Raw genomic sequence first — 23,207 nt, forward strand, 5'->3', positions numbered from 1 at the left:
CTGAAAACATCATGACTGAAAAACTTCAATTAACTAAATCAGATCGTAAAAAAGTTTGGTGGCGTTCAACTTTCTTACAAGGTTCTTGGAACTATGAACGTATGCAAAACTTGGGTTGGGCTTACTCATTAATTCCAGCTCTTAAAAAACTCTACACTAAAAAAGAAGATCAAATCGCTGCTCTTGAACGCCATCTTGAGTTCTTCAACACTCACCCATATGTAGCCGCTCCAATCATGGGGGTTACTCTTGCACTTGAAGAAGAACGTGCTAACGGTGTTGAAATTGATGATGCTGCTATCCAAGGGGTTAAAATCGGTATGATGGGACCTCTTGCTGGTATCGGTGACCCAGTATTCTGGTTTACAGTACGCCCAATCCTTGGATCACTCGGTGCTTCACTTGCCCTTACTGGTAATATCTTAGGTCCAATCCTCTTCTTCGTTCTTTGGAACTTGATTCGTATGTCATTCTTGTGGTATACACAAGAGATTGGATACAAGGCTGGATCAGAAATCACTAAAGATATGTCTGGCGGTATCCTCCAAGACATCACTAAAGGAGCTTCTATCCTTGGTATGTTCATTCTTGCTGTCCTTGTTCAACGTTGGGTAAATATTAAATTTGCTTTCGATGTTGCCAAAGTTCAACTAGATGAAAAGGCTTATATCCATTGGGATAAATTGCCAGAAGGATCTAAAGGTATTCAAGAAGCATTCGCACAAGTAGGACAAGGATTGTCTCAAACACCTGAAAAAGTTACTACTTTCCAACAAAACTTGGATATGTTGATCCCTGGACTATCAGGACTACTCCTTACTCTCCTTTGCATGTACTTGCTTAAGAAAAAAGTATCTCCAATCACTATTATCCTTGCACTCTTCGCAGTGGGTATTGTGGCACATGTTCTTCACATCATGTAATCAAGCAACTTAAAAGGAATCAGGTTCTAAAATCTGATTCCTTTTTTCTATACTTTTATTCGGCCAAGGCACCCATTGGATCCCATGGTGCGAGTACAATTGGTTCTGATTCATAGGCAGCTTGTTCTTCTGCTGTCAGCAATTCTTTGCGAACAACGATTTGGTAAGTGTATTCGTCCATCCAAGCGTCTGAGGCAACAAAGTAACCATCTGTACCGACCTTGTCTCCCCAAGAGTTTTCAACCTTCCACTTGGTTGACTTGCCATTTTCGTCCAAATCAACACCTGTCAAGACCATGGCGTGGGTCATTAAGCTTTCACTATAGTCCAAACGTCCAGCCTTGTCTTGAGTGAGTTTAATGTCCATGCTTGATTCAAAGTCATAAACATCTGTCGCAAGGATTCCAGCTTTACGGTTGCTGAGCTGACCAACATCAGAACCAAACCAAACAGTCTCACCTGCTTGCATTTGAGCAATTGCCAACTCTTTCAAGCGCTCCATCGGCACGTTGATGTAGCGAACCGCACGGCTACCAATCACATTTCCTAACATCTCAACTGTGTAAGATTTACCGTATGGTTTATCAGCAGTTGGAGCATTGATAACAGAAACGTAGTCTTCTAGTGGAAGATTGACATATTTCTTGTAAAACTCTTGTGGTGTGATGCCCTTTTCACTTTGGTAGTTGTTATCTTTATCGCGATAAGCAAAGTCAAATTTACGTGGTGGAAGTCCTAATGACATGGCAAGGAAATTAAAGATTTCTTGCAAGAGGTCTTCTTTCTTAGCTTGAACAGTCGCTTGGTCTGCCCCAGAAGCAAGCAAGTCACGCAAGATTTGAGCATCTTGACGAAGCAATTTGTTGAGAATGGCATTTAGCTCACGACTGCTGCTAGATGAAACAGACTCTGGATAAACAGACTTAGGAACGACACCATATTTCTCAAAGAGAGAAACGACCATATCCCATTGTCCACCATCTTGTTGTGGTGTTTGGAGTAGGAATTTAACCTTACGGCTCGTCAGGTCTTGGTCTGCAGTCGCAATGACTTGTTCCAAGAACCAGTTTGATTTCTCATACTTGTCCCAGAAGAATGTGTGGGCCTGTGACAACTCAAAATTTTCCAGTTTGTATTGTGAGATGAGCTTGTGGCGGAAGGTGTTAAGGGCTGCAAACATCCAGCAACGACCAGATGCTTTCTGGTTAGTTACCTTGTCCTTGGTCAAATCCAATGAGAAAACAGGTGTGTTATCTACATGGCTTTGGCGACGTTCTAGAGCTGCAAAAATTCCATTGTGACTAGCAGCATTTTCAATCGCTTGGTATTTTACATTTGCTTCATAATTGGCAAATAGTTTATCAGTAAATGATTCTTGAATCGCGTTCATAGATTCCTCCTTTTATTCTACAGTCTATTATAACTCTTTTCACAAAGTAAGCAACTGAAAAACATAAAAGGCAAGGATATTCTCCCTCACCTTTTTCGAATATAAACCAAATTAAGCAATACTAGCAAGAAGATTTTCCAATTCCTCCTTAGTCAAGCGACGCCATTCTCCTCGTTCTAGGTTCTCATCCAATACTAGCGTTCCCATAGTCAAACGTTGCAAGTCTACTACTTCCTTGCCACAGTAGGCCACCATACGCTTGACCTGATGAAACTTCCCTTCTGCAATAGTCACACGGATTTGACTCTGATTCTTTTCTGCATCTGTGGAAAGAATCTCCAGTTTAGCAGGCTGACAAGTAAAGTCTTTGAGCGGAATGCCCTTGGCAAATATCTCCACATCTTCTTGGGCCATAATTCCCTTGACCTGAGCCAAATAGGTCTTGTCCACATGACGCTTGGGCGAAAGAAGAGCATGGGCCAGCTGACCATCATTGGTCAAGAGCAAAAGACCATGCGTGTCAATATCCAAGCGCCCTACTGGGAAAACTTCCTTGCTCCGAGCCAAGTCATCCAACAAGTCCAACACCGTTCTGTGTTTAGGATCCTCAGTCGCTGAGATAACTCCTTGGGGCTTGTTCATCATGTAGTAGACAAACTCTTCATACTCCAACACTTGCCCATCAAAGCGAATCTCATCTCTTTCTTCATCAATCTGCAATTTAGCTGATTTTTCTTTTTTACCATTTACCGTCACGCGACCAGCCTTGAGCAAGTTTTTGACCTCAGTTCGGCTCCCCACAGCGCAGGCAACTAAAAATTTATCTAATCTCATAGAACTATTATATCATATCAAAAGGAGGCTGTCTCAATGACCAACCTCCTTTTCATTTCATACTCTTCAAACCGCGTCAACGTCGCCTTGCCGTATATATGTTACTGACTTCGTCAGTTCTATCTGCAACCTCAAAACAGTGTTTTGAGCTGACTTCGTCAGTTCTATCTACAACCTCAAAACAGTGCTTTGAGTAACCTGCGGCTAGTTTCCTAGTTTGCTATTTGATTTTCATTGAGTATCAGATTTAAGAAATTAACTTCCTCGTCTCCAGAAAATCGCTAAGACAATCATGGAACCTAGTACTGCCGGAATAATGGCAGTTCCTGCTATTATCGGTCCCCAAGTCCCAAAAAGCAAGTGGCCTATAAAGGCACCAATCCATCCGAGAAACATTTTTCCAAAACATCCCATTCGCTCTCCACGATTGGTCAGAGTACCTGCTAAAAATCCCACTAGGAGACCAACGAACATACTTCCTAACATATTATCTCCTTAATTTGCCCAATCTCCGTTACGGAAGAGTGGTACACGTGTCCCATCCTCACGGATACCATCGATATCCATTTGACTAGACCCAATCATAAAGTCCACGTGAACATCTGAACGGTTAAGACCAGCAGCTTCAAGCTCTTCTTCACTCATCTCTGCACCACCAACGACGCTAGTCGCATAGGCAGCACCGATGGCCAAGTGGTTTGAAGCATTTTCATCAAAAAGGGTGTTAAAGAAGGTAATACCTGACTGAGAAATTGGACTTGGATCTGGTACCAAGGCACATTCACCTAAGGCACGCGCACCCGCATTTTCAAAGACAAGGTCTTTCATGACCTGATCACCCTTCTCAGCAGTAATGTCTACGATTTGCCCATCCTTGAAGGTTACCTTAATGCCTTCAATGATGTTGCCATTATAACTAAGCGGTTTTGTAGAAGTGACATAACCATCTGCGCGACGGAAGTCAGGCGCTGTGAATACTTCCTCTGTCGGCATATTTGGCAAGAATCCTTCGCCCTGTGCATTGATAGCACCAGCTGATTCCCAAACGTGGTTCTTCGGCAAGCCAAGGATCAAATCGGTCCCTGGCGCTGAGTAGTGAAGGGCTGAAAATTGTTCTTTATTGAGCATATCGGCCTTACTCTTGAGAATAGCTGCATGCTCTTCCCAAGCCTTAACAGGATCTGCTTCGTAGACACGGCAAGTTTTAAAGATTTGGTCCCAAAGGAGATCGACTGCTTCTTCGTCGCTCGCAGCATTTGGAAAGACTTTCTTAGCCCACTCAAGTCCAGCAGCGGCTGCTACCGTCCAGCTAACCTTGTTGGATTGAGTTGCGATTCGCATTGGCTTCATAGCAAGTCCCATAGCTTTAGCAGAAGCTGATAGCTTGTCAGCATCCACTCCGTTCAAGGCACCTGGGTCAGATGAACGAACCCCAAGACGGCTAGCCTTGTTCTCCAAAAGATAGTTCATCTCAGCAATCTTATATTCTGGTACATTGTCCAGACGCTCCATCGGCGCATGGAGGAATTTCTCACGGTTAATGACATCATCTGTCCACTGAACGATAACCTCATGCGCACCCAAAGCGTAAGCTTCTTTGACAATTAAGTGAGCCAACTCACGTTGCTCCACATCGATAGAGAGAGCCAAAGTGTGACCAGGTTGCACGTTGATTCCGTTCGCAACCAATAATTTCGCATATTTTTCTAGATTTTCTTTAAAATTTGGTAAAACCATATTGTTTTCTCTTTTCTATTTTTATTTTTCTTTCAAAGCAGAGAATAATCCTGCTAAAGCAATAGCACCTGACAAGAGTGCTGTTGATAGAAGAATTGTCTGATCAGCAAGTTCTAACTGATAGTCAAAAACTTTTTGAGCTGGTTTGTCTTTTACAAAATCCTTCCCTTACTAGTATATCACATATATTGGTATTTTAAAAAACAAGCTTACTAAAGCTTGTTTTAATTAGCTATTATAAAAATTTTGTACATACCTTTCCACTTCTTTTTCCATAGATTGAATCTCACCAATATCCCATCTATTTTTTTTAGAAGTTATCTTTGCCATCATCTGTAATTTTAAACTCTGACGATGGAATATCCCTTCTCTTTCCCATTGCTCTAATTTAGCCTCTGGATAGGAGTTGCCAAACCGGGAATTCTGACTATCGGTAATGATACAAAGATTACCAAAGGAGTGTAAAAATTCCGCAGGTAATTGGCTTTCTCCATCCTGTCCATTTGGATTCTGAGGATACCAATGCTCTATGGAGCGACGATAAGCAAATTTGAAATGATCAAAATTAATATCCTTGTACTCTTTCTCTAATTCGGCACGATTTTTCCACAAAACATAATCCACAAAGTTAAAAGCATAAACAGGAATTGCACCATATTTTTTGATACTTTTATCTTCGGTAAACAATCTTTCCTCAGCATATCTCACTGCCATTTTTTCAAGAAAATCCTTAAACTGACTAGCAAATTCTGTTTGATTTAACTCTTCAATATGGTTAAACAAGAATTGCAAGATTTCATATAACCAACGACTATCACGATTGGCCGTAAAGGTCACAGCAAACATAGATTGAAGGAGGATAATGTTTTTGTTTAAATTGTCAAAAGTATTGTTTTGATAATTAATTCGAACATATTTCCATCCTCCATTTTCATTTCGTTGATATGTCTCATGCTTACCTCGCTTGATTTGCCATTCGGTTTCATTTTCTAATTGGACATTTTTTACGATAAGCGTATCAAATATATGCTTCATAGTCAGAAGTAGTTGCCCAAATTGTTGAACCCATTCTCTATCTCGTCGTTCAATTTCAAAAATTTTCAATAATTTTTTATCATCAAATGTAGTTTCGTCATTTCCTTCCATGATGAAAAAAACTTGAAGTAAAAATGTTGGAAAATCAATTACAGTTGTATAATTTGAAATATCTGCTCCATTATTTACTAAGCTATTACTTTCATATTTTGTCTGAGTAAGTACATCTAGTAAACTTCGTTGCTCAATTTTTTTTACTCTTATTTTCTCAAATACACTTTCCAATTTGAAGTTAGTAAATTCTTTACCAAAAATTTTCTCCCCCTCTTCATCAGTATTGTTTGGTCTACTTCGGATGTGAAAAGTTTTTATTACCGGCTTATCAAACTCTGCACAGGCATCCCAAATTCTTGCAAACTTTTGCGCCATTTCTTGATCTGTACCGAACTTAGCCATCATTTGCGCCTTAAGAATCTCATGAGCCTCTAGTTGTTCTCCTCGAGAGTTGAAACGTTCGAAATAAAGATTCAAATCTAAATCTTCAGGAAGTATACTCCGAAAAATGATGACATTCTCAAAAAGATAATCAACGAAAGACTGAGGATTAAGCTGGCGCTCCTCTAGCACTTTTTTCAATGCGTCTTTAGCATATCCGTAGCCTCTAGTCAGCTCATTTTCATCATCCTCTAAAATTTTTTTCTTGGCAAATAAGTCTTGAATATTCTTATTTGATTTCTTCCTAGCTGGGAAGGTAAGATTGACAGCTTTCAATCTATCAAAACCAAACTCATGCTTCAAAGCTAAGGCAATCAAATTAAGGGCTGTTGTCCGTTGTTGCCCATCTATGATTTTGAAAATGCCATTCTCTTTATTAACGACTAATGTTCCAATATAGTAATTGTCTCTATTTTTATAGTAATTGTCTCTATTTTCTTGAAAAGCATCTGCTACGTCGTTCAATAACTGCTCAATTTCATCATAAGTCCAAGCAAAATTTCTCTGATAAAGAGGAATAGCATAGGTATCTTCATTTAACAAACGATTAACTGATAAGCTTATATGTGTTTCTACCATTTATCTTTTTCCTCTTCTATAATCTTGTCCACAGTATAATTTTCAAATAATTCTCTATCTATCTTTATCATGAAATCATTCGGAGTGACAGCATGAGATAAAAGTTGAAATAGCTTTTGAACTTCTTTTTGTCTAAACCTTCCGCCAGCAGCATAGTTCCCAACCGTCGCATCATATATGGCTTTAGACTTAACTCGAGGGTAGTAAGACCAAATAAACAAGGTCTCTACTATCTCCTTTGATAGCTCCTCTTTTCCAAATCTATCTGCGAAAAGCGAGCAAATATTTAGGAATATATTGTGACATTTAAGATAGCGTCCTTTTGAGCTATTGTAAATGTTCAACATACCTTTTGGGTAAGCTACATTTTTTTCTTCCCCTTCAGGTTCATCAGAAAATCCTAACTCTGCATTTAAAAAATCTTTATGTTCTTTAATAGTTCCATGAGCAGATTCAATATACTCAAAAAATTTACTTCCATCAATGATTGGCATAGTAATGGACATGGGAAGATTTTCAATATGACGATACAATTCTAGATATGGAAAGTTCTGATTCAAATCAACGCCTTTAAAATCGTCAATAAAATCCTCTGTAAAACGGAGATAAGAGCCATAACGCTTGTTTGTTAATCCTGTCTCTCCTCGCGACCAACGTCTCATACGAAAAAGATGTTTATCAAACAACTCTTTGAGACTTAACTCTTTATCCTCTACAAATTGCTCCCACTTTTCAACAATTCTTTCATCTTCGGTATCTTCCTTGCGAAGATGATAGGATTTGAGCAAATCATGAGGTTCTAGAGATTTTCCACGATTATTCTGAGAATCAAATAACTGAAAGGCTTCTGATAATCGTTCTTGGGGCATAGTAATCACAGAGACAGCACAATTCTCTAATAAAAAGTTGCAAATATCTTTTGCCTCATTTTCGCCAACTAATTGAGTTAAATTTTTCCACTCATTATAATTTTCACTCGCATGATAGCAAGATATCTCTCCAAATTCTTCAGCACTCAACAGTTGATTAGCACCCTTATAATTCTCTAAATCATCTAACGAATGAAGAAACAAAGAAATTGAAATTAGCCGTTGCTGTCCATCGACAATATCATATCCATCATTTTCATGTAAGATAACGGAACCAATCTGATATTCCTTTTTCCCCATAGCATCTCGTAAATCATAAAAAAGATTACGGATATGTTTTCTGTTCCATTTATATGGCCTTTGATAAGAAGGAATCCGCAAACCCTCTTCTTTCAATAGTTCTCCAACCTTTTTAGAAGTAAATTGAATAGTCATTTTATCCTCATCTATTATATTTATCTAGCATTTCTTGAACTGTTTGCTTCATATCCTCTACTAAAATCCGAGGAGACAAAACAGTAACTGCTTCCCCTTGCCCCAACAACCAGCGTTTAAGCCCCGGTGTGTGTTGACTTTCAAACTTAAAATGAGTCCAGTTGCCATTTTTCCCAACTATTTTTGCATTTGGAAATTGATCCATCACAATAGTCGGATCGTACAAATACTCGATTTCAATACTGATTTTCTTCCCGATAAAAGCATCTACTCTCTCGTTACGAATGTCACCATCTCTAAATTTATTTCGATAAGAAATAGAGGGTTTCTCTATACTACTAAGAGTCCATGACTGGATACGGTCTACTCTTAAAGTAATATAAGTAGCATGTTTCAACTGGTAGACAACTAGATAGAAATAATGACTATCATAATAAAGAGAGACTGGTAAAACAGTCTGCCTCTTAGAAGACTCAGAATAAGGTTTTTGATAGATAATATCTAGAACCTGTTCATTCAAAATGGCTTCTGATAAATTCCAAATTTTCTCGATTCTATTTTGTTGATCCGTTAAGGGAGCATAGTTCAGCTTTTCACTGCCAATAATCTGCTCAATTTCTTTCTGATCATCACGGGGAACTAATACCAGTAAATTATTTAGTAAGCTAGCAATTTCTGGTCTGTTCAGTGCTCGATTTTCCAATAAAATCTTTGAAATAACGAGTATATCCTTTTTATTAAAAACTGACTTACTTGCTAAACAATACTTATTCGTTTTACGGTTATAAAGCAAATCTCCACTATAACTGGTGTTACTAGATAAAATATCACGGAGTAGCGAAAAATCTCTCTGTATCGTCTTTTCGCTAACCTCAAATTCCTGAGCCAGTTGCTTTTTTCCTAACGGAGTCCCAAACTGTAAACGTAAAAAAATCGTTAGCAGTCTCTCTTGATCATTCATTTGCAGTCCTTCTACATATTATTCAAACAATATTATTTCTAGTACATTATTATCACTTCTATAGTCTAACTAGCACTTTATATTCAAAACGATTAAAGCAAAATAAACTATCCCTTAGATGATTTCAACTGTACCACTATGCCAGATTCGAAGAACTCAACTACGGATTCAGGCATATTTTTTAAGTCTTCGGGTAAGCAGTCTGAATATACAATGAAGAGTTTTCTTCTTTTCTTATTCTCTTTGAATTGCTGCATCCAGTATTCCTGTACCCTTTGATCAGCCTCTCCCAAAAATTGAACTCCATTCAGAAAAATCAAATCATACTCTGTATAATCCATTTGCGGTTTTATCCATTGACTATGTTTAGAAAAAATCAAATTATCTCTCACTCGATAATATGCAAGTGATGCTATTGGAGTAGCAGGTTTTATTTTAGTTAACGTATAAAACAAATGCCATCTGTCAGTCTCTGAAATACCGCAAATGTAAATACATTGAGAATCTTCTTTTAAGTCTATTTGTGGGAATCCGGTCCAATCACTTCCATCATCTTTCAAGCCTTTTTCAAAATTATAAATTTCCTCTTCAATTGACACATTCGAATCTAAAATTCCTTGATCCACCATATTATACTCTCTTTTCTATTATTTTTAAGAGAATTATAACAAATCAAGTGGACATATTTTGTCCACTTGATCAAAATAAGCAATTTTTTAAAACAACTCATCAAACAAACTTAACTGGTTATCCTCTGGCATATTGCCGAGAATGCCCATTTCATCCATCTTTTCAACCAAGGTTGATGAGAGTCCACCACGCTTGCGTAGTTCTGTTTTAGAAAGGAATTCTCCCTCTTCACGCGCTCGCACTAACTGCTTGGCAACGTTCTCTCCCAGACCATCCATTGCTACAAATGGCGGAATAAGGGTATCCCCATCGATGAGGAACTCTGTCGCCTGACTACGATAGAGATCGAGTTTGCCAAACTTGAAACCACGTTCCCACATTTCATTAACAATCTCAAGAGTTGTATAGAGATCGATTTCCACATTAGAGGCTTCATTGTTCTTCCGTTTTTCAGAGATTTCTTCCATTCTGCGCTTGATAGCATCCAAGCCCGCACCCATGGTCTTAATATCAAAAGCCTTGGCACGAATGGAGAAGTAAGCACAGTAATAATAAATTGGATGATGAACCTTAAAGTAAGCCACACGCAAGGCCATCATAACGTAGGCTGCCGCATGGGCTTTAGGGAACATGTACTTAATTTTCCCACAGGACTCGATATACCACTCTGGCACCTTATTTGCCTTCATGGCTTCGATGTAGCCATTTCGCTCCTCTTCGGAAATCTTTAGCCACAAACCCTTACGTACCCGTTCCATGATGGTAAAGGCCATCTTAGGTTCGAGACCAGCATGCATGAGGTAAACCATGATGTCGTCCCGACAACCGATAACAGTCGATAGGTCAGCAATTCCTTGTTTAATCAAATCTTGAGCATTGCCCAGCCAAACGTCGGTACCGTGGGACAATCCAGATAGCTGAAGCAACTCCGCAAAAGTCGTCGGATGGGTTTCATCGACCATCCCACGGACAAAGTTGGTTCCAAACTCTGGAATCCCCAGCATACCCGTAGGCGTTCCTATTTGCTCAGGAGTCACGCCAAGCACATCAGTCCCAGAAAAGAGAGCCATAACTCCCTCGTCATCCATAGGGATTTCATTAGGGTCAATCCCAGACAAGTCTTGGAGCTTTCGAATCATAGTAGGATCATCATGTCCCAGTACATCGAGTTTGAGGACGTTCTCATCGATATCGTGGAAGTTAAAGTGAGTGGTCTGCCATTCAGCGGTCACGTCATCCGCTGGATACTGGACAGGCGTAAAGTCGTAGACATCCATGTAGTTAGGAATAACAACGATTCCCCCCGGGTGTTGACCTGTCGTCCGCTTGACACCAGCAGCTCCCTGGGCTAGACGTTCCACCTCTGCATCACGATAAAACTTGCCATAATCTCGCTCGTAGCCCTTGACAAATCCATAGGCAGTCTTGGCAGCCACCGTACCAACCGTTCCTGCACGGAAGGCATATTCCTCACCAAAGATATCACGCACATCCAAGTGGGCGCTAGGCTGGTCTTCTCCCGAGAAGTTCAAGTCAATATCGGGAACCTTATCCCCATCAAAACCAAGGAAGGTCTCGAAAGGAATATCCTGCCCATTTTTACTGAGTTTGTGATCACATTTTGGACAGTCCTTATTGGGCATATCAAATCCTGAACCATACGAACCATCGGTGATAAACTCACTATACTGACACTGACCACAGACATAGTGAGGAGAGAGAGGATTGACCTCTGTAATCCCAATCATGGTCGCAACAAAACTAGAACCGACAGACCCACGAGAACCAACCAAGTAACCCCGTTCATTAGAACGTTGTACTAGCATCTGGGAAGCCAGATAAATCACAGCAAATCCATTCCCCAGAATGGATGTTAATTCTTTTTCAATCCGCAAATCAACAATATCTGGCAGCGGATTTCCATAAATCTCAAAAGCTTTCTTATAGGTCAACTCAGCAACTGTTTCTTCAGCCTTGTCGATGAAAGGCGTGTACAAGTCCCCCTTAACTACCTCAACAGGCTCAAAGATATCTGCCAAGGCATTGGTGTTTTCAATAACCAGTTTACGAGCCAGTTCCTCTCCCAAGAAGGCAAATTCATCCAACATTTCATTAGTCGTTCTAAAATGAGCCTTTGGAAGTGGTGCCGGTTGGGCATGTTCTCCATGACCGATAGTTCGGTTAATCATCGCCCCCTGGCCTAGACTACGGATGATAATTTCACGATAAATCTCTTCTTCCGGTTCGATATAATGGACATTTCCCGTAGCCAGAACAGGCTTGCCAAGACGGTCTCCCACCTCTATCAAACTCTTGATAATGGTCTGGAGTTCTTCCATATCCTTAACCTGCTCCTTGGCAATCAAGGGAGCATAGATAGCTGGTGGCATGACCTCGATAAAGTCATAATACTTGGCCACCTCAACCGCCGCATCCACACCTTGGGAAACGACTGCGTCAAAAACTTCACCTTCAGAGCATGCTGAACCTAAAATTAGACCTTCCCGATGGGCATCTAAAACCGTTCTCGGAATCCGTGGTACCCCTTCAAAGTACTTGGTATTGGACAGAGAAACCAGTTTAAAGATATTTTTTAGACCTACCTGATTCTTGACATAAATAGTCGCATGTTTAATTCGAGCTTTTTTATAAGAATCTGGACTAATCAAATCAATATTGAGTCTAGCTAGATCGGTCACACCATGTTTTTCTGCCACCTCTTTGATAAAAATGAAAAGCAGGCGACCAGTCGCTTCCGCATCGTAATTGGCCATGTGGTGATGTTCCAAAGCCACACCAAATCGCTTGGTCAAAGGCCCCAAACCATGACGCTTATACTCAGGATAAAGGTTTCTAGCAAACTCCAGCGTATCAATCACTGGCTGACTAATCTTAGGCAGACCATGACGCTCATAGTTGGCATTCATAAAGCCAACGTCAAAGGTCGCATTGTGGGCGACTAGGACAGTATCCTGGCAAAATTCTTGGAATTCTTGTAAAACTTGTTCCAGTGGTTTGGCATTTTTGACATGATCATCTGTAATTCCAGTCAACTCCGTGGTAAAAGCTGACAAGGGATGCCCAGGATTAATAAATTCATCAAATTCAGCAATGACATTCCCCTTGTACATCTTAGAAGCCGCAACCTGAATCAAGTCATTATAGATAGCTGATAGACCTGTCGTTTCCACATCAAAAACCACATAGGTCGCTTCTGATAAGTCCATCTCCACTTCGTTATAAACGATAGGAACACGATCCTCAACGATATTGGCTTCCATTCCATAGATCAGCTGGATTCCCGCTTTTTTGGCCGCCTTATAGCCGTGTGGGAAGGACTGGACATTCCCGTGGTCCGTGATGGCAACCGCCTTGTGTCCCCACTTAGCAGCTGTCGCAACGATTTCCTCTACTTCTGGCAGAGCATCCATGGTCGACATATTAGTATGAGCATGAAACTCAACCCGACGCTCACCTTCTGGCATCAAATCCTTCCGCTCATAGTGAACAACTTCCTGCACATCCTGCACGTTCATAGTCAAATCGCGTGTGAAGTTATTCATCTCCACATTCCCACGTACTCGGAGCCAAGAATTCTTCTTGATGAGGTCAAATTTCTGAGCCTCTTCCTCATTTTTAACCCACTTTTGCATAGAAAAACTTGAAGTGTAGTCCGTCATTTTAAAATTGATTAAAACACGACCTGTTCTAGTCACTTTTTGCTCTACATCAAAAACAACCCCTTCAAAGACCAAACGATTTTCCTCCGTCGTCACTTCGATCATAGGAGTAATCTCTGCCTTATCCAGCTTTGGTTTAGCTGCAGCTTTTTTGGCTTGAAAATCAAAGGCTGGTTTCTCTTCCACTGGAGGTGGTGCCATCTGTTCCAGTTGCTCCATAGCACGGAGCGCTTCCTCATTGGCAGCTTGAACAATCTGCTCATTTTCAGCATGAAAGGCCTCTTCTTGCTTTTGGGTCAGCACATCATTTTTCTCTACTTGACAATTAAAAGTTGGAAAGCCAAATTTTTCAAGTTGTTTAGCTAAATTAGGAAGATGATTCTTCTTAAAATGTTCCTTATCAATCGCCTCAGATCCTTCAATAAATAGCTGATTGCCCTCCGCACGAACTTGCAAATTTTGATAAAGGGACTTAAAACCTTGACTAGCACATGGGCCTTCAGAAAAAGCCTCCCTATAGTAGGACTGCAAGAGCTGATTTGAAAATTCTTGAGACCGAGCCTTGATTTCGAAAACAGCTTTATTCCCTGTCTTAGAAAATTCTTCGCTCAAACCTTTCTTTAATTCTAAAAAAATTTCAATCGGTAAAATATTAGAAAATACGAAATGAAACTCCCATACCTTACTAATTTTATGAACCACAACTCGCTCAATATCAGCATGTGATAAAGCAGATGCCTGTCTCATCTCAGCAGGCATCCCCAGTTGATTCATCAAAATTTCAAAACTATTTGACATTCATTTTCCTCACATTATTCTCCTACTATTTTACCATATTTAGAGGTATTTTCTAAAGACAAAAGGAAGCCACTAAGTGACTTCCTTCTAGAGTGAGGACTGATTAGTCTTCACCTTTGTTTTTCTTAATGATCTCTTCTTGTACTGACTTAGGTACATCTTCGTAGTGGTCAAATACCATCATGAATGTACCACGTCCTTGAGATGCAGAACGAAGAACTGTTGCGTAACCGAACATTTCAGCAAGCGGAACGTAAGCACGAACGATTTGGCTGTTACCGTGTGCTTCCATACCATCAACACGTCCACGACGAGCAGTTACGTGCCCCATAACATCACCAAGATTTTCTTCTGGAACAGTGATTGTTACAAGCATCATTGGTTCAAGGATAGCTGGTTGTGCTGATTTAGCAGCTTCTTTAAGAGCAAGTGAAGCCGCAATCTTGAAGGCAGTTTCAGATGAGTCGACATCGTGGTATGAACCGTCGTAAAGCTTAGCTTTAACGTCAACCATTGGGTAACCTGCAAGAACACCGTTAGCCATAGATTCTACCAAACCTTTTTCAACCGCTGGGATAAATTCACGCGGAACCACACCACCAACGATTGCGTTTTCGAATTCGAATCCTTTACCTTCTTCGTTTGGAGTAAATTCAATCCATACATCACCAAATTGACCTTTACCACCAGACTGACGTTTGAAGAATCCACGTGCTTGAGTAGAAGCACGGAATGTTTCACGGTAAGATACTTGAGGAGCACCTACGTTCGCTTCAACTTTGAACTCACGACGCATACGGTCAACAAGGACGTCAAGGTGAAGCTCACCCATACCTGAGATAACTGTTTCACCAGTTTCAACGTTTGTTTCAACGCGGAATGTTGGATCTTCTTCAGCCAATTTTTGAAGGGCGATACCCATCTTATCTTGGTCAGCTTTAGATTTTGGCTCAACCATCAATTGGATAACTGGTTCTGGAACGTTGATTGACTCAAGGATGATTTTAGCTTTTTCATCTGTCAATGAGTCACCAGTTGTAGTATCTTTCAAACCAACGGCAGCAGCGATATCACCTGAGTAAACAGTGTCGATTTCTTGACGGCTGTTAGCGTGCATTTGAAGGATACGTCCGATACGTTCACGTTTACCTTTAGAAGTGTTCAATACGTAAGAACCTGATTGAAGCACACCTGAGTAAACACGGAAGAATGTCAAACGACCTACGAATGGGTCAGTCATGATCTTGAAGGCAAGAGCTGCAAATGGCTCTTCGTCAGATGCTGGACGAGTTTCTTCAGCGTCTGTATCTGGGTTAATACCTTTGATTGCTGGGATATCAAGTGGGCTTGGAAGGTAGTCAATAACCGCATCAAGCATCAATTGAACACCTTTATTCTTGAAGGCTGAACCACACAATACTGGGAAGAATTCAACGTTGATAGTCGCTTTACGGATACCAGCTTTCAATTCTTCGTTAGTGATTTCTTCACCTTCGAGGTATTTCATCATCAATTCTTCGTCAGTTTCAGCAACTGCTTCAATCAATTTTTCACGGTATTCTTGAGCTTGGTCAAGGTATTCAGCTGGGATGTCTTCTTCAAGGATATCTGTACCAAGGTCGTTAGTATAGATTTCAGCTTTCATCTTGATCAAGTCGATGATACCACGGAAGTCATCTTCAGAACCGATTGGCAATTGGATTGGATGTGCATTTGCTTGAAGACGATCGTGAAGTGTGCTTACAGAGTAAAGGAAGTCAGCACCGATTTTGTCCATTTTGTTGGCAAATACGATACGTGGAACTCCATACTCAGTTGCTTGACGCCAAACTGTTTCAGTTTGAGGTTCAACACCTGATTGTGAGTCAAGAACGGTAACAGCACCATCCAATACACGAAGAGAACGCTGTACTTCGATTGTGAAGTCCACGTGTCCTGGTGTGTCGATAATGTTTACGCGGTGGTTGTCCCATTGAGCTGTTGTCGCAGCAGATGTGATAGTGATACCACGTTCTTGCTCTTGCTCCATCCAGTCCATTTGTGACGCACCTTCGTGAGTTTCACCGATTTTGTGGATTTTACCAGTGTAGTAAAGAATACGCTCAGTAGTTGTTGTTTTACCAGCATCGACGTGAGCCATGATACCGATATTACGAGTTTTTTCAAGTGAAAATTCGCGTGCCATGAGGTTTGTTTCTCCTATTTATTTTTGATTTCTATTCTATTATAACACGATTTTAATAAAAACGGATAGGCAGGACCTACCCGTTCTCAATGTTTTCATGCTATTGTTGGTTTCGACTTGTAGATTTACAAGTTGAATTGAACTCGGGCTAAAAGCTCAAGTTAGTTGAGTTGAGCTCAAGCTAAAAGTCTGGAGAAAAAGATGAATCTCATTGGTTGCAATCGCAACCTGCTTTGATTCCCTATTTTCTCTGGGACTTTCTTAACGCTTTCGCATCCTATCTTACCAACGGAAGTGTGCGAATGCACGGTTAGCTTCAGCCATACGGTGAGTGTCTTCACGTTTCTTAACAGCTGCACCAGTGTTGTTAGCAGCATCCAAGATTTCTTTTGCAAGACGGTCTTGCATTGTGTGTTCACCACGAAGACGAGCGATTGTTACCAACCAACGAAGTCCAAGTGTTGTACGACGTTCTGGACGAACTTCAACTGGGACTTGGTAGTTAGAACCACCAACACGACGTGCACGTACTTCAAGTACAGGCATGATGTTTTCCATAGCTGTTTCAAACACTTCAAGTGCATCGTTACCAGTAGCTTCTTTGATTTGCTCAAAGGCACCGTAAACGATTGAAGCAGCTGTACCACGTTTACCATCAAGCATAACGCGGTTGATAAGACGAGTAACTAGTTGTGAATTGTAAAGCGGATCTGGCAATACGTCACGTTTTGGAGCTCTATTTTTACGACTCATTTCTCTTTATCCCCTTTCCTTATGCTTTTGGACGTTTAGTACCGTATTTAGAACGGCCTTGTTTACGATCGTTAACACCTGCAGTATCAAGTGCACCACGGACGATATGGTAACGTACCCCTGGAAGGTCTTTTACACGTCCACCACGAAGAAGCACCACGCTGTGCTCTTGTAAGTTGTGTCCGATACCTGGGATGTAGGCAGTAACTTCGATAAGGTTGCTCAAACGTACACGAGCGAATTTACGAAGGGCTGAGTTAGGTTTTTTAGGTGTCATTGTTCCAACACGAGTTGCAACACCACGTTTTTGTGGTGAAGAAACGTTTGTTTGAACTTTTTTATGACTGTTGTAACCAACGTTCAAAGCTGGTGATTTAGATTTTTCTACTTTTGATTTACGCGGTTTGCGAACCAATTGGTTAATTGTAGGCATCTACATTCTCCTGTGTTTTTTTATTTTTGGTGATGATACACTTGGTGACAGCTATCATCTGTGTGTACTTTTGCAACATTTGTCAGCACGTCCCTGTACACTCTTGAGAGACCAAAAGTAAAAAGTACCGTCTATCATTGTAACAAAATTTTCCCTTGGTTGTCAAGATATTTTTCTTTTTTATTGTTATTTTTAGCTCTTTTGTAGTGCTCCCCCAAAAAAGAAAAGGGAGGAATCCCGCCCTCCTAAAGTTAGTATTGTTCCATTCAATCCCATCAATTTTAGCACATAATGTTTAAAAAATATTATATCATCACAACCAACCAGATTCTTTCGCGATATTAGCTGCCTCTGTTCGATTACCAGCATCTAATTTAGAAAGAATATTGGTGACATAGTTTCGGACTGTTCCGTTGGATAGATAAAGTTTGTCTGCAATTTCTTGGTTAGAGAAGCCCTGAGCGACTCCCTTTAAAACTGCGATTTCTTGTTCTGTTAATGGATTGGGATGCGTCATCACCACTTCCATCAATTCAGGCGAATACTCCTTGCGCCCTTCAAGGACAGTGTGCAAGGTATGCATGAGGTCTGCAATGTTTCTTTCTTTTAATACATAAGCATCTACTCCAGCCTTGACCGCACGTTCAAAATACCCAGGACGCTTGAAGGTCGTCACCACAACCACCTTTGTTTCAAGCTTTTCAGCTCGTATCCACTCCAAGACTTCAAGACCTGTCTTAACAGGCATTTCTACGTCAAGGATGGCGATATCTACAGACTCCTTTTCTAATAGTTGGATTGCTTCTTGCCCATTCTTGGCTTGAAAGACAGACTCTACATCTGGTTGAAGCATGAGCAACTGGCACATGGCATCTCGCAACATACTTTGATCTTCTGCGACTAATACTTTCATCTATTTTCTCTCCTTATAAGGCAGTCGAACCTGAACTTCTGTCGGTTGTTTCCAACTAATTACCTTTACTTCTCCCGAAAATGGAAGAACACGATCTCGAACTGTATGGAGGTCATCCCCCTTTATAGAAGCAAAGCCACAGCCATCATCTCTCACTGTTAGAATGAGTTCTTTCTCTGTCCGTTCTAATTTTAAGTAGACTTTAGACGCTTGGGCATGTTTGATGATATTGGTCACTAATTCAAGCAAAATCATGGAAGCCGTTGACTCCAATTCCTGAGTTAAGCTAGCTGTATCTAGTTGATTAGCTATTTCCACCTCAATTCCAGCAATTTCTAACATCTTTTTCACAGTCTCTAGTTCGGATGTCAAAGTTCTAGACTTAAGATTTTCCACAATGGTTCGCACTTCACGCATTGATTCTTTGCTAATTTGCTGTATTTCTCTTAATTCCTTTTCCACCTGTGGGTAAGCCTCCATCTGAAATAACTGCAAGGCTAGATCAGTTTTAACACTAATCATAGCAAAGGTATGCCCCAGACTATCATGCAAATCTTGACCGATACGACTGCGTTCATTTTCAGCAAGCAATAGATTTATCTGCGCATTTTGCTTAGCCTGAGCTTCTTTCAAATCCTCCACAATCCGAATCCGAACCAAGCCAAAAGTCATTAAATCGACAAAAGCAAGAATTACAAGTAGATAGAATAGAAACTCAACTTCAATTCTCTGAAAAATCAACAATTGGCCCACAACAAGGACTTGAGCAAGGAGAAATGTCCAGACATGTAAAGACTTTAAACTACGTACGCCAAAATGATAAATTAAGAGATTGGAAAGGAAAAAGAAGAACCAGATATAATTTGCAGCAACAAAGGTGGTATTCCCAGCTACATAGACCAGCATGAAAAACCAAAAGAATCGGGATAATCGCTGACTCTTGGTTGTTAAAACTCCTAAGTAAGCAACTACAAATAGAATATCAATCAATAAATGCCAGACAGCAAGCTCCCCAATCACTACAGGTAGGATGGGAAAAAGCATAAAAATCAAACTGGCCCAAAACATATAGTGTATGCTTTTCAGTCTTTCAAGCATTAAGCATTCTCCTTATGACCTTGAAGGTAAATGGTCAAACCAAACAAAACTGCTGAAAAAACAAGTAAATAAACTGTGGCTGATAGATTGATTCCACCTTCATTTAAAAATGTCTTGAGCAATTCCATCAACTGATAGGTTGGAAGACACTTACCTACTACTTGCATCCAGTCTGGAAATAAAGAGATAGGCATCCAAAGTCCACCTAAAACAGCCAAGCCTAGATAGAGAAGATTGCCCACGACAGACATCAGCTGACTAGAAGGCAAGAGTGTCAAGGTCAATCCAAGCGCTACAAAGGCAACACTTCCTACTATCAGCAAGAACGCAGCCCCAATCCAGCTTCCTAGAGGCATATCCACACCTCTGACCAAGTGCCCAACTGAGAAAACAACCAGGATTGAGACCAAATAATCAACCATCATACTTGTTATCTTTGATAGATAATATTCTACCATATTTACAGGGGTATGGCGCAATGTTTTCTGCCAGTTGTTGATTTTATCGGTATGTAAGACAGCTGGAAATGAAAACATAGCTGTCGACATCATGGAAAAGGCAGTCATGGAGATGAGGTAATCACGCATAAAATTAGCCGGTCCACCTGGTGTGTCCTGGTACATGCCTGAAAAGAATAAATAGAATGCTGTCGGCATCCCTACGGATAATAGATAATAGACTAATTGTCGTTTGGTCAATAGAAATTCTATCTTGTTTAGTGCGATCCATCGTTTCATCTTAGTCATCTCCCTTTTGTGTTTCTTCAAAGATTGTATCCAACAAGCTACGATTATTGACTTCAATTTCTTGAATCCTACATCCTGCTTGAACTAACAGTTCCCAGAAAGCATTTGCCTCTCGTGTGACAACTTGCAGAGCATCTTGTTTTTGTGACCAGTTTTCAACCAAGTTAGACTGCTCAATGACTTCCTTGTATGCTAGAGGAAGGATAAAGTGCTTTTCAATCTCCTCACTGCGCATGGCTAGAGGTGTTGTATCGCGAATCAACTCTCCCTTATTCAAGACCAAGATTCGGTCCGCTGTATGCTCTACCTCTTCGATATAATGGGAGGAATAGAGAATGGTAACTCCCTGCGCTTTTAGATCCTGAACAATTTCCCAAAAGCGTTGACGGGTTGAGGTATCCATGGCCGCAGTTGGCTCATCTAAAAAGACAAGCTTTGGTCGCCCAATCAAGGTCAAGACAAAAGAGAAGAGACGCTTTTGCCCGCCTGACAATTTTTCTGCGAATTGCTCTTTCTGTTGCTGGTCAAACTGCAATAGTTGATCGATTTCCTGGTTGCTCAAGGGATTTGGATAAATACTTTGAAAGAAAGCAATCAACTCTTTGACCTTTAATTTCTGAACGATGATATTTTCTTGAGGGAGATAGGATCTTTTGTAGTCTAACTGAGAACTCGTCACTGGCAAGCCTTGGATGGATACTTGACCGCTTGTGACCAGTTTATCTCCAAGCAAACAGTCCAAGAGTGTGGTCTTCCCAGCACCATTGGGACCAATCAAGGCGACGCATTCACCTTCAGCTATCTCAAAGGAAATATCCTTCAAAATAGCCTTGCCCTTGATGTTTTTATGTAAGCCTTGTACCTTAATCATGTTCATAATATTCTCCTTTTAGCCACTCATTGCTCATCGGAAAGACGATAAAAATCATAAACCCTAATCCCCATGCACCACGGATGAATTCGTGAAGGAAGTCTTGATCAAACCAACCTGTAAACATTTCTACCAACCATACCACTAGTGATACTCCAATAAAAAGATAGAGAAACGCTTTTTTCATTTTTCAAACTCCTTTTTCACATCTGAGACTAATTTCAAACCTTCTCGGATAAGCCAGGACATCATTCCAAATCCTGCAAATAGCTCCCAAGGAAAATGATAGAAATCTTCATCCAATCCTGAGAACATGAGATAAGTCATGACTCCTGCTGCTACTAGACTCATTGCGACAATTACTTTATGTTTCATTTTTTCTTCCTCCACTTGATACATCTAGTATAATTCTTTGAAGGTAGAATCACTAGAAGCTTCTGTCATGAGGAGGTATGACAAATGTCATAAAAATTCTGTTCAAAACAAGCAAGATACACTATACAATAAAACACAAGTAGAAAAATCTAAGGCAGCTTCCTCAAAAGAAATATCAAACCCCATTCACACTATAATGTAAACTAATACTTACCTAAACTCGTAATAGAAGCAATTTTTATAACATTGAAACATATATTATAGGTTCAACAAAAACTCTTCTATTGCTTTATTAAGAATTAATAAGAGTTAATAAGAGTTAATAAGAGTTATAAAATCTATAAAATTTCAATGTGTATAATTAACTACCGTATTATTAAACAGAGTAGGAAACAAAAAAGTATACTCTGATTTTCAATGAAAATCAGAGTATAAAATGAATTACTGAAATTCAAAAAAGAGAGAAGCAAACTGTTTCTCTCTTAATGTATATAATATCTAGTTAAATAAAAAAGATACGCTTACGTATCTCTGTAATAAATCGGGAAGACAGGATTCGAACCTGCGACACCTTGGTCCCAAACCAAGTACTCTACCAAACTGAGCTACTTCCCGAGTTAAATAGAAAAATGCACCCTAGAGGAGTCGAACCTCTAACCGCCTGATTCGTAGTCAGGTACTCTATCCAGTTGAGCTAAGGGTGCTCATTATATTATGCCGAGGACCGGAATCGAACCGGTACGATCGTTACCAATCGCAGGATTTTAAGTCCTGTGCGTCTGCCAGTTCCGCCACCCCGGCCTCTCTAAGCGAACGACGGGATTCGAACCCGCGACCCCCACCTTGGCAAGGTGGTGTTCTACCACTGAACTACGTTCGCACTGTTTTCTTCTATCTAAAAATGCCGGCTACATGACTTGAACACGCGACCCTCTGATTACAAATCAGATGCTCTACCAACTGAGCTAAGCCGGCTCATTTATTATATCTTAATGCGGGTTAAGGGACTTGAACCCCCACGCCGTTAAGCGCCAGATCCTAAATCTGGTGCGTCTGCCAATTCCGCCAAACCCGCAGATATGACCCGTACTGGGCTCGAACCAGTGACCCATTGATTAAAAGTCAATTGCTCTACCAACTGAGCTAACGAGTCTAAAATAACTTCCGTTATCTTAAACGGTCCCGACGGGAATCGAACCCGCGATCTTCGCCGTGACAGGGCGACGTGATAACCGCTACACTACGGGACCTTTGGGAGTTAACGGGATCGAACCGCTGACCCTCTGCTTGTAAGGCAGATGCTCTCCCAGCTGAGCTAAACTCCCTAGAACTAAGCGACTTCCATATCTCACAGGGGGCAACCCCCAACTACTTCCGGCGTTCTAGGGCTTAACTTCTGTGTTCGGCATGGGTACAGGTGTATCTCCTAGGCTATCGTCACTTAACTCTGAGTAATACCTACTCAAA

Annotated in this window: 19 protein-coding genes, 9 tRNA genes and 1 rRNA gene; 1 reads left to right on the forward strand and 28 read right to left on the reverse strand. The window is 40.6% G+C overall.

The features are described from left to right. The first annotated feature begins 11 nt into the window (after positions 1-11). The gene (locus tag CYK18_RS08635; protein ID WP_000136864.1) at positions 12-923 is read left to right on the forward strand and encodes a PTS system mannose/fructose/sorbose family transporter subunit IID; all 912 of its coding nucleotides are present in this window, start codon (positions 12-14) and stop codon (positions 921-923) included. Between the two features lie 55 nt (positions 924-978). Here CYK18_RS08635 and pepC read toward each other — a convergent pair whose 3' ends face one another. From pepC to rrf, 28 genes are all read right to left on the reverse strand, one after another. After that, positions 979-2,313 carry an aminopeptidase C gene (gene pepC, locus CYK18_RS08640; protein WP_101786163.1) on the reverse strand — a complete coding sequence of 445 codons (1,335 nt, stop codon included), beginning with the start codon at positions 2,311-2,313 and terminating at the stop codon, positions 979-981. A gap of 111 nt (positions 2,314-2,424) precedes the next feature. Then, on the reverse strand, positions 2,425-3,147 hold the full coding sequence (locus CYK18_RS08650; RefSeq protein WP_101786165.1) for a pseudouridine synthase: 723 nt from the start codon (positions 3,145-3,147) through the stop codon (positions 2,425-2,427). Between the two features lie 255 nt (positions 3,148-3,402). After that, positions 3,403-3,633 (reverse strand): GlsB/YeaQ/YmgE family stress response membrane protein, encoded by a 231-nt coding sequence (locus CYK18_RS08655; protein WP_000901572.1) that lies wholly within the window; start codon positions 3,631-3,633, stop codon positions 3,403-3,405. Positions 3,634-3,642: 9 nt separating this feature from the next. Then, complete coding sequence (locus tag CYK18_RS08660) at positions 3,643-4,884, reverse strand: aminopeptidase (RefSeq protein WP_101786167.1); 1,242 nt, start codon at positions 4,882-4,884, stop codon at positions 3,643-3,645. Between the two features lie 228 nt (positions 4,885-5,112). Beyond that, complete coding sequence (locus tag CYK18_RS08670) at positions 5,113-6,993, reverse strand: DUF262 domain-containing protein (RefSeq protein WP_101786169.1); 1,881 nt, start codon at positions 6,991-6,993, stop codon at positions 5,113-5,115. Beyond that, positions 6,987-8,297 carry a DUF262 domain-containing protein gene (locus CYK18_RS08675; protein ID WP_180948039.1) on the reverse strand — a complete coding sequence of 437 codons (1,311 nt, stop codon included), beginning with the start codon at positions 8,295-8,297 and terminating at the stop codon, positions 6,987-6,989. The genes CYK18_RS08670 and CYK18_RS08675 overlap by 7 nt, the downstream gene beginning before the upstream one ends. 7 nt (positions 8,298-8,304) lie before the next feature. Beyond that, positions 8,305-9,258 carry a helix-turn-helix transcriptional regulator gene (locus CYK18_RS08680; protein ID WP_101782455.1) on the reverse strand — a complete coding sequence of 318 codons (954 nt, stop codon included), beginning with the start codon at positions 9,256-9,258 and terminating at the stop codon, positions 8,305-8,307. A 107-nt stretch (positions 9,259-9,365) separates the two neighbouring features. Further along, a complete protein-coding gene (locus CYK18_RS08685; RefSeq protein WP_101782454.1) occupies positions 9,366-9,887 on the reverse strand; it encodes a DnaA ATPase domain-containing protein in 522 nt (173 codons plus the stop codon). Between the two features lie 87 nt (positions 9,888-9,974). Further along, on the reverse strand, positions 9,975-14,366 hold the full coding sequence (locus CYK18_RS08690) for a PolC-type DNA polymerase III (protein ID WP_101782453.1): 4,392 nt from the start codon (positions 14,364-14,366) through the stop codon (positions 9,975-9,977). 103 nt (positions 14,367-14,469) lie between these two features. Then, a complete protein-coding gene (fusA, locus tag CYK18_RS08695) occupies positions 14,470-16,551 on the reverse strand; it encodes an elongation factor G (protein WP_101786175.1) in 2,082 nt (693 codons plus the stop codon). A gap of 282 nt (positions 16,552-16,833) precedes the next feature. After that, entirely contained in the window at positions 16,834-17,304 is a 471-nt protein-coding gene (gene rpsG / locus CYK18_RS08700) for a 30S ribosomal protein S7 (protein ID WP_000087873.1), read from the reverse strand. A gap of 19 nt (positions 17,305-17,323) precedes the next feature. Next, on the reverse strand, positions 17,324-17,737 hold the full coding sequence (gene rpsL / locus CYK18_RS08705) for a 30S ribosomal protein S12 (protein ID WP_001142332.1): 414 nt from the start codon (positions 17,735-17,737) through the stop codon (positions 17,324-17,326). A 313-nt stretch (positions 17,738-18,050) separates the two neighbouring features. Beyond that, a complete protein-coding gene (locus CYK18_RS08715; RefSeq protein ID WP_101786177.1) occupies positions 18,051-18,650 on the reverse strand; it encodes a response regulator transcription factor in 600 nt (199 codons plus the stop codon). Continuing rightward, entirely contained in the window at positions 18,651-19,748 is a 1,098-nt protein-coding gene (locus CYK18_RS08720; RefSeq protein WP_101786179.1) for a sensor histidine kinase, read from the reverse strand. It abuts the gene before it with no gap. After that, positions 19,748-20,485 carry an ABC transporter permease gene (locus CYK18_RS08725; RefSeq protein WP_101786181.1) on the reverse strand — a complete coding sequence of 246 codons (738 nt, stop codon included), beginning with the start codon at positions 20,483-20,485 and terminating at the stop codon, positions 19,748-19,750. The genes CYK18_RS08720 and CYK18_RS08725 overlap by 1 nt, the downstream gene beginning before the upstream one ends. A gap of 1 nt (position 20,486) precedes the next feature. Next, positions 20,487-21,371: an ABC transporter ATP-binding protein gene (locus tag CYK18_RS08730; RefSeq protein WP_101786183.1), complete on the reverse strand. Its 885-nt coding sequence runs from the start codon at positions 21,369-21,371 to the stop codon at positions 20,487-20,489. After that, entirely contained in the window at positions 21,358-21,552 is a 195-nt protein-coding gene (locus tag CYK18_RS08735) for a hypothetical protein (protein WP_101786185.1), read from the reverse strand. The genes CYK18_RS08730 and CYK18_RS08735 overlap by 14 nt, the downstream gene beginning before the upstream one ends. Continuing rightward, the gene (locus tag CYK18_RS08740; protein WP_012972435.1) at positions 21,549-21,740 is read right to left on the reverse strand and encodes a hypothetical protein; all 192 of its coding nucleotides are present in this window, start codon (positions 21,738-21,740) and stop codon (positions 21,549-21,551) included. Before CYK18_RS08740 ends, CYK18_RS08735 begins: the two co-directional genes overlap by 4 nt. A 541-nt stretch (positions 21,741-22,281) precedes the next feature. Further along, a tRNA-Pro gene (locus CYK18_RS08745) sits at positions 22,282-22,355 on the reverse strand. Positions 22,356-22,370: 15 nt separating this feature from the next. Next, a tRNA-Arg gene (locus tag CYK18_RS08750) sits at positions 22,371-22,444 on the reverse strand. Between the two features lie 11 nt (positions 22,445-22,455). Further along, positions 22,456-22,541: transfer RNA gene (locus CYK18_RS08755), tRNA-Leu, on the reverse strand. A 7-nt stretch (positions 22,542-22,548) separates the two neighbouring features. Further along, positions 22,549-22,620, reverse strand: a tRNA-Gly gene (locus CYK18_RS08760). A gap of 22 nt (positions 22,621-22,642) precedes the next feature. Continuing rightward, a tRNA-Thr gene (locus CYK18_RS08765) sits at positions 22,643-22,715 on the reverse strand. Between the two features lie 18 nt (positions 22,716-22,733). Next, positions 22,734-22,815, reverse strand: a tRNA-Leu gene (locus CYK18_RS08770). Between the two features lie 5 nt (positions 22,816-22,820). Continuing rightward, a tRNA-Lys gene (locus CYK18_RS08775) sits at positions 22,821-22,893 on the reverse strand. A 24-nt stretch (positions 22,894-22,917) separates the two neighbouring features. Further along, positions 22,918-22,990 (reverse strand) — tRNA-Asp (locus tag CYK18_RS08780). A gap of 2 nt (positions 22,991-22,992) precedes the next feature. After that, positions 22,993-23,065: transfer RNA gene (locus CYK18_RS08785), tRNA-Val, on the reverse strand. Positions 23,066-23,069: 4 nt separating this feature from the next. Continuing rightward, positions 23,070-23,185: ribosomal RNA gene (gene rrf / locus CYK18_RS08790) — 5S ribosomal RNA — on the reverse strand. Positions 23,186-23,207: the final 22 nt, after the last annotated feature.

Source organism: Streptococcus mitis, assembly GCF_002860865.1.
Lineage (GTDB): Bacteria > Bacillota > Bacilli > Lactobacillales > Streptococcaceae > Streptococcus > Streptococcus mitis_AT.

Coding starts and splice junctions, on each gene's coding strand:
- CYK18_RS08635 (WP_000136864.1), top strand. CDS start 12: ATGACTGAAAAACTTCAATTAACTAAATCAGATCGTAAAAAAGTTTGG.
- pepC (WP_101786163.1), bottom strand. CDS start 2,313: ATGAACGCGATTCAAGAATCATTTACTGATAAACTATTTGCCAATTAT.
- CYK18_RS08650 (WP_101786165.1), bottom strand. CDS start 3,147: ATGAGATTAGATAAATTTTTAGTTGCCTGCGCTGTGGGGAGCCGAACT.
- CYK18_RS08655 (WP_000901572.1), bottom strand. CDS start 3,633: ATGTTAGGAAGTATGTTCGTTGGTCTCCTAGTGGGATTTTTAGCAGGT.
- CYK18_RS08660 (WP_101786167.1), bottom strand. CDS start 4,884: ATGGTTTTACCAAATTTTAAAGAAAATCTAGAAAAATATGCGAAATTA.
- CYK18_RS08670 (WP_101786169.1), bottom strand. CDS start 6,993: ATGGTAGAAACACATATAAGCTTATCAGTTAATCGTTTGTTAAATGAA.
- CYK18_RS08675 (WP_180948039.1), bottom strand. CDS start 8,297: ATGACTATTCAATTTACTTCTAAAAAGGTTGGAGAACTATTGAAAGAA.
- CYK18_RS08680 (WP_101782455.1), bottom strand. CDS start 9,258: ATGAATGATCAAGAGAGACTGCTAACGATTTTTTTACGTTTACAGTTT.
- CYK18_RS08685 (WP_101782454.1), bottom strand. CDS start 9,887: ATGGTGGATCAAGGAATTTTAGATTCGAATGTGTCAATTGAAGAGGAA.
- CYK18_RS08690 (WP_101782453.1), bottom strand. CDS start 14,366: ATGTCAAATAGTTTTGAAATTTTGATGAATCAACTGGGGATGCCTGCT.
- fusA (WP_101786175.1), bottom strand. CDS start 16,551: ATGGCACGCGAATTTTCACTTGAAAAAACTCGTAATATCGGTATCATG.
- rpsG (WP_000087873.1), bottom strand. CDS start 17,304: ATGAGTCGTAAAAATAGAGCTCCAAAACGTGACGTATTGCCAGATCCG.
- rpsL (WP_001142332.1), bottom strand. CDS start 17,737: ATGCCTACAATTAACCAATTGGTTCGCAAACCGCGTAAATCAAAAGTA.
- CYK18_RS08715 (WP_101786177.1), bottom strand. CDS start 18,650: ATGAAAGTATTAGTCGCAGAAGATCAAAGTATGTTGCGAGATGCCATG.
- CYK18_RS08720 (WP_101786179.1), bottom strand. CDS start 19,748: ATGCTTGAAAGACTGAAAAGCATACACTATATGTTTTGGGCCAGTTTG.
- CYK18_RS08725 (WP_101786181.1), bottom strand. CDS start 20,485: ATGAAACGATGGATCGCACTAAACAAGATAGAATTTCTATTGACCAAA.
- CYK18_RS08730 (WP_101786183.1), bottom strand. CDS start 21,371: ATGAACATGATTAAGGTACAAGGCTTACATAAAAACATCAAGGGCAAG.
- CYK18_RS08735 (WP_101786185.1), bottom strand. CDS start 21,552: ATGAAAAAAGCGTTTCTCTATCTTTTTATTGGAGTATCACTAGTGGTA.
- CYK18_RS08740 (WP_012972435.1), bottom strand. CDS start 21,740: ATGAAACATAAAGTAATTGTCGCAATGAGTCTAGTAGCAGCAGGAGTC.